Origin of the sequence: Steroidobacter sp. (genome assembly GCF_036406195.1) — a bacterium.
GTDB lineage: Bacteria > Pseudomonadota > Gammaproteobacteria > Steroidobacterales > Steroidobacteraceae > Steroidobacter.
The window spans coordinates 1-12,238 of the sequence record NZ_DASWVW010000018.1 but is presented as its reverse complement, the minus strand read 5'-3'; the positions used below and the strand labels follow the sequence as shown (position 1 = coordinate 12,238).

General features: G+C 61.8%; 13 protein-coding genes. 12 read left to right on the top strand and 1 reads right to left on the bottom strand.

Translation table 11 applies throughout. The features are described 5' to 3' along the window. The first annotated feature begins 29 nt into the window (after window positions 1–29). Genes VGE08_RS07800 through VGE08_RS07745 form a run of 12 tightly spaced genes read left to right on the top strand, consistent with a single transcriptional unit; the run spans window position 30 to window position 11,074 of the window. Window positions 30–1,124 carry a porin gene (locus VGE08_RS07800; protein ID WP_331067296.1) on the top strand — a complete coding sequence of 365 codons (1,095 nt, stop codon included), beginning with the start codon at window positions 30–32 and terminating at the stop codon, window positions 1,122–1,124. A gap of 17 nt (window positions 1,125–1,141) precedes the next feature. Next, window positions 1,142–2,437 carry an urea ABC transporter substrate-binding protein gene (gene urtA / locus VGE08_RS07795; RefSeq protein WP_331067295.1) on the top strand — a complete coding sequence of 432 codons (1,296 nt, stop codon included), beginning with the start codon at window positions 1,142–1,144 and terminating at the stop codon, window positions 2,435–2,437. Window positions 2,438–2,468: 31 nt separating this feature from the next. Continuing rightward, window positions 2,469–4,109, top strand: coding sequence for an urea ABC transporter permease subunit UrtB (gene urtB / locus VGE08_RS07790; protein ID WP_414717468.1), 1,641 nt, complete (start codon window positions 2,469–2,471; stop codon window positions 4,107–4,109). A gap of 2 nt (window positions 4,110–4,111) precedes the next feature. Beyond that, window positions 4,112–5,245 carry an urea ABC transporter permease subunit UrtC gene (gene urtC / locus VGE08_RS07785; RefSeq protein ID WP_331067293.1) on the top strand — a complete coding sequence of 378 codons (1,134 nt, stop codon included), beginning with the start codon at window positions 4,112–4,114 and terminating at the stop codon, window positions 5,243–5,245. After that, on the top strand, window positions 5,242–6,069 hold the full coding sequence (gene urtD / locus VGE08_RS07780; RefSeq protein ID WP_331067292.1) for an urea ABC transporter ATP-binding protein UrtD: 828 nt from the start codon (window positions 5,242–5,244) through the stop codon (window positions 6,067–6,069). The genes urtC and urtD overlap by 4 nt, the downstream gene beginning before the upstream one ends. Window positions 6,070–6,080: 11 nt before the next feature. Further along, window positions 6,081–6,773: an urea ABC transporter ATP-binding subunit UrtE gene (urtE, locus tag VGE08_RS07775; RefSeq protein WP_331067291.1), complete on the top strand. Its 693-nt coding sequence runs from the start codon at window positions 6,081–6,083 to the stop codon at window positions 6,771–6,773. 2 nt (window positions 6,774–6,775) lie between these two features. Continuing rightward, window positions 6,776–7,588 carry an urease accessory protein UreD gene (locus VGE08_RS07770; RefSeq protein ID WP_331067290.1) on the top strand — a complete coding sequence of 271 codons (813 nt, stop codon included), beginning with the start codon at window positions 6,776–6,778 and terminating at the stop codon, window positions 7,586–7,588. Between the two features lie 23 nt (window positions 7,589–7,611). Continuing rightward, window positions 7,612–7,914: an urease subunit gamma gene (gene ureA / locus VGE08_RS07765; protein WP_331067289.1), complete on the top strand. Its 303-nt coding sequence runs from the start codon at window positions 7,612–7,614 to the stop codon at window positions 7,912–7,914. Window positions 7,915–7,933: 19 nt separating this feature from the next. After that, window positions 7,934–8,239, top strand: a complete 306-nt coding sequence (locus tag VGE08_RS07760; RefSeq protein ID WP_331067288.1) for an urease subunit beta — start codon at window positions 7,934–7,936, stop codon at window positions 8,237–8,239. Next, window positions 8,236–9,939 (top strand): urease subunit alpha, encoded by a 1,704-nt coding sequence (gene ureC / locus VGE08_RS07755; RefSeq protein WP_331067287.1) that lies wholly within the window; start codon window positions 8,236–8,238, stop codon window positions 9,937–9,939. Before VGE08_RS07760 ends, ureC begins: the two co-directional genes overlap by 4 nt. A 9-nt stretch (window positions 9,940–9,948) precedes the next feature. Continuing rightward, window positions 9,949–10,410 carry an urease accessory protein UreE gene (gene ureE / locus VGE08_RS07750; RefSeq protein WP_331067286.1) on the top strand — a complete coding sequence of 154 codons (462 nt, stop codon included), beginning with the start codon at window positions 9,949–9,951 and terminating at the stop codon, window positions 10,408–10,410. Beyond that, window positions 10,397–11,074 carry an urease accessory protein UreF gene (locus tag VGE08_RS07745; RefSeq protein ID WP_331067285.1) on the top strand — a complete coding sequence of 226 codons (678 nt, stop codon included), beginning with the start codon at window positions 10,397–10,399 and terminating at the stop codon, window positions 11,072–11,074. The genes ureE and VGE08_RS07745 overlap by 14 nt, the downstream gene beginning before the upstream one ends. Before the next feature lie 1,044 nt (window positions 11,075–12,118). Here the strand turns inward: VGE08_RS07745 and VGE08_RS07740 are convergent. Next, window positions 12,119–12,238, bottom strand: a 120-nt coding sequence (locus VGE08_RS07740) for a transposase domain-containing protein (protein WP_331066836.1), incomplete at its 5' end; no start/stop codon positions are given.

Genomic DNA, 12,238 nt, shown 5'->3' with positions numbered 1-12,238 from the left:
AACAATCAACCACAGCTAAGGGAGCTTACATGCGACGTGAATCGATCCGTTTCCGAGGCGCCGTGCGGTGGCGCGCCGCCGCCGTCAGCGCCGCGCTGATGATACCTGTGAGCGGCGCTCTGGCAGCCGATGTGACGTTGCCTCCCATCTCGGTCGGCGCGGGCGTGCGCTCCAGCTTCACGCACACCGATCCGGATTTGGGCGAAGACATCAGCGATTTCGAGCTGAACAGCGCGCGCATCTACATCAGCGGCAAGGTGACCGAGAACATCAGCCTGATGTTCAACACCGACTACAACGCGGGCGGCGCCACGCCGGAATCGATGCGTGTCATCGACGCGGTCGCGCAGTTTTCCTTTTCGGAGCAATTCAACATCTGGGCGGGCCGATTTCTGCCGCCGAGCGATCGCGCCAATCTGTATGGACCGTTTTACGCCAATCATTGGGGCGTCTACCGGGATGGCGTGCAGGACGGCTATCCGTTCGAGACCGAAGGCCGCAACGACGGCGTGATGTACTGGGGCCAGTTCGGCATCGCCAAGGTGTCCGCCGGCGCGTTCGACGTGCAAGGCCTGAGCAAAGGCAGCTCGGACGTGCTGTACGCCGGCCGCGTGCAACTGGATTTCTGGGACCCCGAAAGCGGTTATTACCTGAACAGCACTTACTACGGCGAGAAGGATCTGTTGGCCTTGGGCATCGCGGCCCAAACTGCCGCAGGTGACAACGCGTACTCCGTCGACTTCCTGCTGGAAAAGAAACTCGCCAACAGCGGCGTCGTGACGGTCGAAGCGGAGTACGCCAAGTACGACGGCCTGGGCGGCTATCCGAGCCCTGCCGCTCCGCTCGCTTACGACTCCAGCGACGGCTTCTACGTCCTCGGCGCCTATGTGTTCCCGCAGACCGTCGGCATCGGCAAGTTCCAGGTGCTCGCCAAGCACGGCGAGACCACTTACGACTACGGCGTGCTGGGCGACATCGACCAGACCACCAGCGAGTTGAACCTCACTTATCTGATCAAGGACTTCAACGCGCGCGTCACGCTGTTCTACATCGATTCCAGCTTCGACCCCAACCTGGGCCGCGACAACACCCAGATCGGCGTCGGCCTGCAAGTCCAGATCTAGCCTTTCGGAGAACCAACATGCGCAAACGATTCAAGACAACGGGCGCTCTCAAACAGCTCGCCGCCGCCGTCGCTCTGCTGGCCGCCAGCGCCGCTCAGGCGGCCGACACCATCAAGGTCGGCGTGCTGCACTCCCTGTCGGGCACGATGGCGATCTCGGAAACCACGCTCAAGGACACCGTGCTGATGCTCATCGAAGAGCAAAACAAAAAGGGCGGCGTGCTGGGCAAGAAGCTCGAGCCGGTGGTGGTCGATCCAGCCTCCAACTGGCCGCTGTTCGCCGAAAAAGCCGAGCAGTTACTGGTGAAGGACAAGGTCGCGGTGGTGTTCGGCTGCTGGACCTCGGTGTCGCGCAAGTCGGTGCTGCCGGTGTTCGAGAAGAACAACGGTCTGTTGTTCTACCCGGTGCAGTACGAAGGCGAAGAGTCCTCCAAGAACGTGTTCTACACCGGCGCCGCGCCCAATCAGCAGGCGATTCCGGCGGTCGACTATCTGATGAACGACGTGGGCGTCAAGCGCTGGGTGCTGGCCGGCACCGACTACGTCTATCCGCGCACCACCAACAAGATCCTCGAAGCCTATCTGAAGTCCAAGGGCGTGAAGGACGAGGACATCATGATCAACTACACGCCCTTCGGCCATTCCAACTGGCAGCGCATCGTCGCAGACATCAAAAAATTCGGCTCAGCGGGGAAGAAGACCGGCGTGGTCTCGACCATCAACGGCGATGCCAACGTGCCTTTCTATAAAGAGCTCGGCAACCAGAAGATCTCCGCCGAGGACATTCCGGTGGTGGCCTTCTCCGTGGGTGAAGAAGAGCTCTCCGGCATCGACACCAAGCCGCTGGTAGGCCACCTGGCAGCCTGGAACTACTTCATGAGCGTCGATACGCCGGAGAACGCCGAGTTCATCAAGCAATGGCGCACCTTCATCAAGAACGACAAGCGCGTCACCAACGATCCGATGGAAGCGCACGTGATCGGCTTCAACATGTGGGTCAAGGCGGTGGAAAAAGCCAAGACTACTGACGTGAACCAGGTGGTCGACGCGATGATCGGCATCGAAGTGCCCAACCTGACGGGCGGCGTGGCCAGGATGTTGCCCAACCATCATCTCACCAAGCCGGTGTTGATCGGCGAAGTGCGCGCCGACGGCCAGTTCGACACGGTGTGGCAGACCGAAGGCCTGGTGCCGGGCGATGCCTGGTCCGACTTCCTGCCTGGCAGCAAGGACATCGAGGCCGATTGGGTCAGCCTGAAGTGCGGCAACTACAACACCAAGACCAAGAAGTGCTCCGGCCAGAACTACGAGTAACAGGTCCGCAGTGAAACTTCTCAGCTGCATGATGACTGCGATCCCGGGCTTACGCCCGGGATCGCTGCTCCTGATCCTGCTCCTAGCGGCGCTCTCGCATGCGGTTGCTGCAGCGGAGGCGCCCCCGCTCGAGCAAGCGCTCAGCGCCCTGACGACCAGCAACTTCAAACAAAAGGAGCGCGCCGCCGGCGAGTTGATCGGCGTGCGGCACGCCAACACTCGCGCTGTGCTGGACGCGCTGCTCGAAGGCAACCTGTACTACCGCAAAACAGACAAACGCGTGTTCATCGGCGTCGCTCAGGCGTCCAGCCTCGAGCTACGCGATGCACTGACCATGCAACCCGCGGGAACCGCTGACACTGCGGACTTCTCCAAGATCACCACCAACAATCAGCTGCGCAGGACCCTGCGAAGCGCGCTGGCCAGCTTCGATCTCACCGACCCTGACGCGGAGGTACGGCTGGGCGCAGTGAACGAGATGCTGCGTTCTTTGGACGCAGACAGCATTTCGATTCTACGAGCTCGCCAACAAGACGAAAAAGACGAGTCGGTTCGACAGGCCATTCGCACCGGCCTCGCCATCGCCGACCTGAGTCACGAGGACGCGGCCCGACGACTGAGCGCCGTTGAGCAACTCAAAGGCAGTCTGAATCCTGAAGTCTTCAATCGTCTGACTGCCCTCGTCTCGACGAGTGACGATGGCAGCTACGCCGAGCCTGACGAGAAAGTGCGTAGCGCCGCGCGCGCTGCTCTCGCGAGCATCGAGAATTCGCGCAGCTTCTACAGCATGCTCGAAACCTTGTTTTTCGGCTTGAGCCTCGGCTCGGTGCTAGTGCTCGCCGCGATCGGGCTGGCCATCACCTTCGGCGTGATGGGCGTCATCAACATGGCGCATGGCGAATTGATGATGCTCGGCGCGTATACCACTTACGTCGTGCAGTTGCTCATGCCGCAGCACATCGGCGCATCAGTGCTGGTCGCGATACCGGTGGCGTTCGTCGTAGCAGGCGGCGTCGGCGTACTCATTGAGCGCGGCGTGGTGCGCTTTCTGTACGGGCGCCCGCTGGAAACTTTGCTTGCCACCTTCGGCGTGAGCCTGGTGCTGCAACAAGTCGTTCGCGACATTTTTACCGCGAACAATCGCCCGGTAGAGACGCCCTCGTGGATGTCGGGCTCGCTGCAAATCAATGAAGCGTTCTCGATCACCTACAACCGTCTCTATGTCGTGCTGTTCATGCTCATCGTGTTCGTGATTCTGCAGTTGGTGCTCAAGAAGACACCGCTCGGTTTGCAGGTCCGCGCAGTGGCCCAGAACCGCGCGATGGCCAAATCCATGGGTATACGCACCGAATGGGTGGACGCCCTCACCTTCGGGCTCGGCTCCGGCATCGCCGGCGTCGCCGGCGTGGCATTGAGTCAGCTCACCAACGTCGGCCCGAACCTCGGCCAGACCTACATCATCGATTCCTTCATGGTGGTCGTGTTTGGCGGCGTGGGCAATCTGTGGGGCACGCTCATTGGCGGCATGTCGCTCGGCGTGGTGAACCAATTCCTCGAACCCTGGGCAGGCGCGGTGCTGGCGAAGATCCTGGTGCTGATCGCGCTGATCCTGTTCATCCAGCGACGGCCGCGCGGCCTGTTTCCACAGCAAGGCCGAGCCGCGGAGGGTTGAACATGCAGACATCTGTTTCTTCCAATGTATGGAACCGGCTCGTCGCTGGCGAGCGCGGCACACAAGTGTTTCTGGCGCTGCTGCTCACCGTGGGCGTGGCAGTGCCGATCATGCATCTGGCGTTTCCAGAAGGATCGGCCCTGCACCTGTCGACCTACACCATGACGCTGATTGGCAAGTACATGACGTACGCCCTGCTGGCGATCGCCGTCGATCTCGTGTGGGGTTACTGCGGCATTTTGAGTCTCGGCCACGCCGCGTTCTTCGCGCTCGGCGGCTATGCGATGGGTATGTATCTGATGCGGCAGATCGGCACGCGCGGTGTCTACGGCGATCCGGTGCTGCCGGACTTCATGGTGTTCCTGAACTGGAAAGAGTTGCCGTGGTTCTGGTACGGCTTCGATATGTTCTGGTTCGCCGCGGTCATGGTCGTCATCGCGCCGGGCCTGCTGGCGCTGGCGTTCGGCTGGCTTGCCTTCCGCTCGCGCGTCACGGGCGTCTATCTGTCCATCATCACTCAAGCGCTGACATACGCGCTGATGCTCGCGTTCTTCCGCAATGACATGGGCTTTGGCGGCAACAACGGCCTGACGGACTTCAAGGAGATCGTCGGGGCCGACATCAACGCATCAGGCACGCGCGTAGCTTTGTTTCTAGCCTCGGCGCTGGCCCTGGGGCTTGGTTACCTGGCATGTCGTTACATCACGTTGTCGCGGGCTGGGCGAGTCGTGCAGGCGATTCGCGACGCCGAGAGTCGTACGCGGTTCATCGGTTATCGCGTGGAATCTTACAAGCTTTGGGTATTTGCATTCTCTGCTGTCCTCGCCGGCATTGCAGGCGCGCTGTATGTGCCGCAAGTCGGCATCATCAATCCCAGCGAATTCCAGCCCATCAACTCGATCGAGATCGTGATCTGGGTGGCGGTGGGCGGTCGGGGCACGCTATACGGCGCCGTCGCGGGCGCAGTCCTCGTCAACTACGCAAAGACGTATTTCACCGCTGCCCTCCCGGAGCTCTGGCTGTACGCGCTCGGCACGATGTTTGTGATCGTCACGCTGTTCCTACCGCGGGGCGTTGTTGGGCTAGCCGATCGCTTCGCGCCTCGTCAGCGTGTTGAACAGGCGGTGACTGCATGAACGCCAGCGCTACCTTCCGCAATGGCTGGCAAAAGGTCTTTGGCGCCGGCGCCAAGAGCGAGCGGCCGCCGCCGGGCGACACTTCGCACGGCACGATTCTGTATCTGGAAGACATCAGCGTCAGCTTCGATGGCTTCAAGGCGCTCAACGCCTTGACGCTCTACATCGACGCCGGCGAGCTCCGCTGCATCATCGGACCGAACGGCGCCGGCAAGACAACGATGATGGACGTGATCACCGGCAAGACGCGGCCCGATGCGGGCTCGGCATGGTTCGGCCAGAACACCGACCTCCTGACCCTGACCGAGCCGCAGATCGCCGAAGCCGGCATCGGCCGCAAATTCCAGAAGCCCACCGTATTCGAGCAGCACACCGTCATGGAGAACCTGGAACTGGCGGTGGCAGGCAACAAGACGATCTGGAACACCCTGGCCTCACCACTCGATGCCCGGCAACGCACACATATTGAAGAGGTGCTCGAAACCGTTCGCTTGCAAGATCGTCGCGACATGCGCGCCGGCACGCTCTCGCACGGCCAGAAACAATGGCTGGAGATCGGCATGCTGCTCGCCCAGCAACCGCAGCTGCTGCTGGTGGACGAGCCTGTCGCCGGCATGACGCCACAGGAAGTGGAACGCACCGCCGAGCTGCTGCTGTCACTGGCGGGAAAGCATTCGGTGATGGTGGTCGAACACGACATGGACTTCGTCCGCTCCATTGCGCGCAAGGTCACTGTGCTGCACGAAGGTCACGTGCTGGCGGAAGGTAGCATCGATGAAGTCCAGAACGATCCTCGCGTCGTGGAAGTGTATCTGGGCGAGTGACGGAGACGACCATGCTCGAAATCAGGCGCCTCAACCAGTTCTACGGCGGCAGCCACATTCTTTGGGATGTGGATATGACCATCACCGCGGGCTCGTGCACCTGTCTCATGGGCCGCAATGGCATGGGCAAGACCACCCTGCTTCGTTGCATCATGGGTTTGCTGCCCTCGAGCGGTGAAATGATGTATGACGGGCACGACCTTGGCCGTCTCGCAGCCGATCGTCGCGCCGGCCTGGGCATCGGCTACGTGCCACAAGGGCGCGAGATCTTCTCTCAGCTCACCGTCGAGGAGAATCTGCGCATCGGCCTCTCCGCGCGCCGTAACAAACTGCGGGATATTCCCGAACAGATCTTCGAACTGTTCCCGGTGTTGAAGAAGATGCTACGTCGCCGTGGCGGAGACCTGTCCGGAGGTCAACAGCAACAGCTCGCGATCGGCCGTGCGCTGGTGCTGGAACCGCGCTTGTTGATTCTCGATGAGCCCACCGAAGGCATCCAGCCCAACATTGTGCACGAGATCGGCGACATCGTTCTTCGTCTCAACAATGAGGCGAACCTCACCGTGCTGCTGGTCGAACAGAAGTTGCCCTTCGCTCGGCGCGTGGCGAGCGAGTTCCGCATTCTCGACAAGGGCCGCGTCGTGGCGAGCGGCAACATCCCGCAGTTGACGGACGATCTCGTGCGCCAGCACCTGACAGTATGAGTGTGAGCCTCGAACATTCATCTGCTCAGGGGTGGCGAGCGCAGCTGCAACTCTCGTTCGCCCGGCGCGCCGGACGAACTCGCATTGTCGAGCGGCAGCACCGCGGCCCGTTGCTCGTGCAGCGCCCGTTCTATCCCGAGGACGACGTTTGCCACGCATACATCGTTCACCCGCCGGGCGGCGTTGTCGGTGGAGATGAGCTGACCCTGAACGTCGATGTTCGTGAGGGCGGGCACGCATTGATCACAACGCCCGCGGCGGCGAAGTTCTATCGTAGCGATGGCCGCACGGCACGACAGCAACAATTCCTTCGCTCGCACGACACGACGCTGGAGTGGCTGCCGCAGGAAAGCATCTTCTATCCCGAAGCGAAGGTCCGCAGCACCACTCGCATCGAATTGAGTGCGGGCGCGAAGTTCATCGGATGGGAGATCGCCTGCCTGGGCCTGCCGGCGCGGAAACAGCCGTTCATTGCGGGCGAGCTGCATCTACACCTCGAGCTGTGGGTCGATGGCGCGCCATTGCTCATTGATCGACTGCGCATTGCCGAGGGCAACCCGTGGGGACTCGGCGGTCACCAGGCCATCGGCACGATGATCGCCTACCCCGCGACTCGCGCCATGGTCGACACAATTCGCGAACTGACCCCAACCGGTGTCGAGACGGGTGTGACGCTCGTGGACAAAACCCTGATCTGCCGTGCGCTGGCCGCGCAGGGCGAACCGATCAAGCAGGCCTTCATCGAACGCTGGCAAACATTGCGCCCTCAGTTGCTCCATCGTCCGACAACGCCGCCACGAATCTGGGCGACCTGAGCCAGGCACCGCAGAGACATGCTATGGAATTGACCCCGAGAGAAAAGGACAAACTGCTGATCTTCACCGCCGCGCTGCTCGCCGAACGGCGCAAAGCGCGCGGCTTGAAGCTCAACTATCCCGAGGCAGTCGCACTGATCTCGGCCGCGATCATGGAAGGCGCGCGCGATGGCAAGAGCGTGGCGGAACTCATGAGCTACGGAGCGACCATCCTCACTCGCGACGACGTGATGGATGGCATTGCCGAGATGATCCCCGACGTGCAGGTCGAGGCCACGTTTCCAGACGGCACCAAGCTGGTGACCGTCCATCAGCCCATCGCCTGAGTCCACGACGCGAGGACACATGATACCCGGTGAAATGTTACCAGCCGCGGGCGAGCTGGAGCTCAACGAAGGCCGAGCCACGCTGCGGATCAAAGTGGCCAACACGGGCGATCGCCCCATTCAGGTTGGCTCGCACTATCATTTTTTCGAAACCAACGAGGCTCTCCAGTTCGATCGTGCGGCAACCCGTGGCTACCGATTGAACATTGCCTCTGGCACCGCAATCCGCTTCGAGCCAGGACAAGAGCGAGCAGTCGAGCTGGTGGCTTACGCGGGCGATCGCGTGGTGTACGGATTCAATCAGAAAGTGATGGGCCCGCTATGACTTCCATCAGCCGCGCTGCCTATGCCGAGATGTACGGCCCCACCACAGGCGACCGCGTGCGCCTGGGCGACACCGAGCTCATCGTCGAAGTCGAACAAGACCATACGATCTACGGCGAAGAAGTAAAATTCGGCGGCGGCAAGGTCATCCGCGACGGCATGGGGCAAAGCCAGCGCAACGCCGCCGCCGTCGTCGACACCATCATCACCAATGCGCTCATCATCGACCACTGGGGCATCGTCAAAGCCGACATCGGCATCAAGGATGGACGCATCGTTCGCGTCGGCAAGGGCGGCAATCCGGACGTGCAGCCGGGCGTCGACATCGTGATCGGCGCCGGCACCGAAGTGATCGCAGGCGAAGGCTTGATCGCCACACCGGGAGCCATCGACTCCCACATTCATTTCATCTGCCCCCAGCAGGTCGAAGAAGCAATGATGTCCGGCGTTACAACCATGATCGGCGGCGGCACCGGGCCTGCGACCGGCACCAACGCCACCACCTGCACTTGCGGACCTTGGTACATCGAACGCATGTATCAGGCAGTGGAATCGCTGCCCATCAATTTCGGGCTGCTCGGCAAGGGCAACGCCAGTTTGCCTCGGCCGCTGGAAGAGCAGATCGAAGCCGGCGCGATGGGATTGAAGCTACACGAGGACTGGGGCACGACGCCCGCGGCCATCGACAACTGCCTTGCGGTGGCCGAGCGCTACGACGTGCAGGTCGCGATCCACACGGACACACTCAACGAATCTGGGTTCGTCGAAGACACGCTTGCCGCGTTCAAAGGCCGCGCCATTCACACGTATCACACCGAAGGCGCGGGTGGTGGCCATGCGCCGGACATCATCAAAGCGTGCGGCGAAGCCAACGTGCTTCCCTCCTCCACCAATCCGACGCGCCCGTACACGGTGAACACCATCGACGAGCATCTGGACATGCTGATGGTGTGTCATCACCTCGATCCCGGCATCGCCGAGGACGTGGCGTTCGCCGAATCGCGAATTCGTCGAGAGACCATCGCCGCCGAAGACATCCTGCACGACCTGGGCGCGTTCTCGATGATTTCTTCGGATTCGCAGGCCATGGGCCGCGTCGGTGAGGTCGTCACGCGCACGTGGCAGACAGCGCACAAAATGAAAGTGCAACGCGGCGCGCTCGCACCGGACACGGCGCGCAACGACAACTTTCGCGTTCGCCGTTATATCGCCAAGTACACCATCAACCCGGCGCTGACTCATGGCGTCGCGCATGAAGTGGGCTCGATTGAGGCCGGCAAGCTCGCCGACATTGTGCTGTGGCGGCCGGCGTTCTTCGGCGCAAAGCCCGCGATGATCATCAAGGGCGGCATGATTATCGCCGCGCCGATGGGCGATCCGAACGCGTCGATTCCTACACCGCAGCCGGTGCACTACCGGCCGATGTTCGGCGCGCTCGGTCGGGCGCGCGCCGCCACGTCCGTCAGCTTTGTTTCCAAAGCCGCACTCGACAACGGCATGGCCGAGCGCCTCAAACTCGACAAGCGACTGGTCGCGGTGCAAGGCACGCGCAGCGTGCGCAAGCGCGATCTGGTGCTGAACGATTATCGGCCGAGAATCGAGGTCGACTCGCAAACCTATGAAGTGCGCGCCGACGGTCACTTACTGACGTGCGAACCGGCCAAGGTGCTGCCCTTGGCGCAACGCTATTTTCTTTTCTGAAGTGCCGCCGTGCTGAACATCACCCGCAAACTCGCTGCTTCCGATCGTCCCGCCGATGCAAAGCTGGTGCTGCCGTTCCAGCTGCGGAACAAGAGTCGCCTACGCACTGCGTTGGAAACCGGCGAAGAAGTCGGCCTGATTCTCGAACGCGGCTCGGTGCTTCGCGACGGCGATCTATTACTTGCAGATGACGGTCGCGTCGTCTCAGTCGTCGCCGAGCCCGAAACAGTCTCGACGGTGCGGGCCGCCGACCCGCTGGCCCTGTGCCGCGCGAGTTATCACTTGGGGAATCGGCACGTCGCGTTGCAAATCGGAGCGGGCTGGGTTCGTTATCAGCACGACCACGTGCTGGACGAGATGGTTCGCGGACTCGGCTTACAGGTGGTGATCGAGCAAGCGCCGTTCCAACCGGAAGCCGGCGCATATGGCGCGCATGCCCACTCCATTCTGGCGGCGCATGCACACGGCTAGCACACGTCTGCTGCGCATTCTGCATCTGGCCAGCCCCGCGTTGCCAATCGGCGCGTTTCATTTCTCGCAAGGCCTGGAATATGCCGTCGAAGCCGGCTGGGTCAAAGACGAAGCTGGCGCGCTCGAATGGATTGGCGGCGTAGCGCAACGGGCCGTCGCCACGCTTGATCTGCCCGTGTTGCTTCGTTTGCACCGGGCTGGCGTGGCTGGCGATGCCCAAGGGCTGCAACGCTGGAACCGCTTCCTGCTGGCAGCCCGCGAAACAGAAGAACTGCGCGCCGAAGATCGCCACATGGGTGCCGCGCTCGCCCGCGTCCTTCGTGAACTGGGCGCAGGCGATTGCCTCTCGAACGAACAGCCCGCCGAGCTCGGCTATGCCGCGATGTTCGCTCTCGCTTGCGCTCGCTGGAACGTTTCGGAACACGACGCGCTGCAGGCGTATGCCTGGACGTGGGCGGAAAATCAGGTACTCGCCGCAGTGAAACTCGTGCCGCTCGGTCAGAGCGCGGGGCAACACATTCTGCATGCTCTCATTCCGCAACTGGAGCAGTTCGCGACGCAAGCGCTCCGCATTCAAGACGAAGACATCGGCGCTTGCGCTATCCTGCAGGGACTGGCAAGCGCACGCCACGAATCTCAGTACACGCGACTGTTCAGATCCTGATCTGCTATTCCCCCACGTCGGCGGCGCCCTGCTCTATGGTGAGATCCATGACCACGGCGATGATGGTGCCTGATACCGCACCTGCCAACCCAGCCAAGCATCGCAGCATGAAGGTCATACTACTTTGGCTCTCTTGCGCTTCTAAGCAGCTTCACGGCAAGAATCGCCAGTCCGACCATCTCGGCGATGTAGACCGCCAGTCTGGCAGCGAAATACACCGGCTCATCTACACTGTCTGCCGCGAGCCCGCTGGGCCGCAGGCCCGCACGGCAGCGCTGCGCACAGCAGTGGTTCGGAAGGAAGAAATATTGTGCCGGCCGCAGGCCTGGCGGAGGGAACAAACATTGCGCCGGCGCCCGGCGCAGGCGAATTGGGCAGCGAATTGGTCACTCCGCGCCGGCGTCGGGCGCGGAAGTCATTGAGGAGGTTCACAAAGGATTGGCGGAGCGGACGGGACTCGAACGTAAGTTCCGCTTATAGTTCAATAACTTATGCGCAAACACTTGAATTTGCAGCCACACCCTTCCCCATGAATCCCCTCTGGCCCCCATGATTCGCCACTAGACCAAAAAAATTCGCCACTACAGAACGACGCGCCAACACTCTCCTCTAGCGCTCCGCGTGCTAGCCATTTCTGTCGCGCGTCGCGCGGCCGCCACCGAATGCCATTCACTACCGTCTGCCACCCGCAAGGAGGTTTACGATCCTCGCAGTGACGCCACTTGCGGCTTGGAACTCATGGGACAGGGGCAGCGAACGCTTGCAAACGCTGGAGCGGATATCGCTCAGGGCAACTCCCCTGCCCGCCCCCAGTCGACGCTCATTTCGCCGGGGGCTGGATCAGGGATCGATCCCGGTCACCCGGCGGCCGCGCACGTGGTCGCGGCCAATTCGGGGCGCGAGTGCGCCGAGGAATCCGGGTAGAAACGGCAACGTGTTCCACCTACCCCGTCCGCGGTAAAGTTGGAGGCTGGCCCACCTGGGCTGCGCTAAATAACGAACAATCTCCAATCTGTGGCAACCGTAAGCGCGAGATCTTCCCCGTTATTGTGCCTTGAGATCGAATGTGCCGAACGGCAGCAGAGCCTCGAAGTCTTCCACGGTCTTGGCGTGCGGCAACCGTTCGAACAGGCGGCAGAGATAGGCATACGGCTCCAATCCATT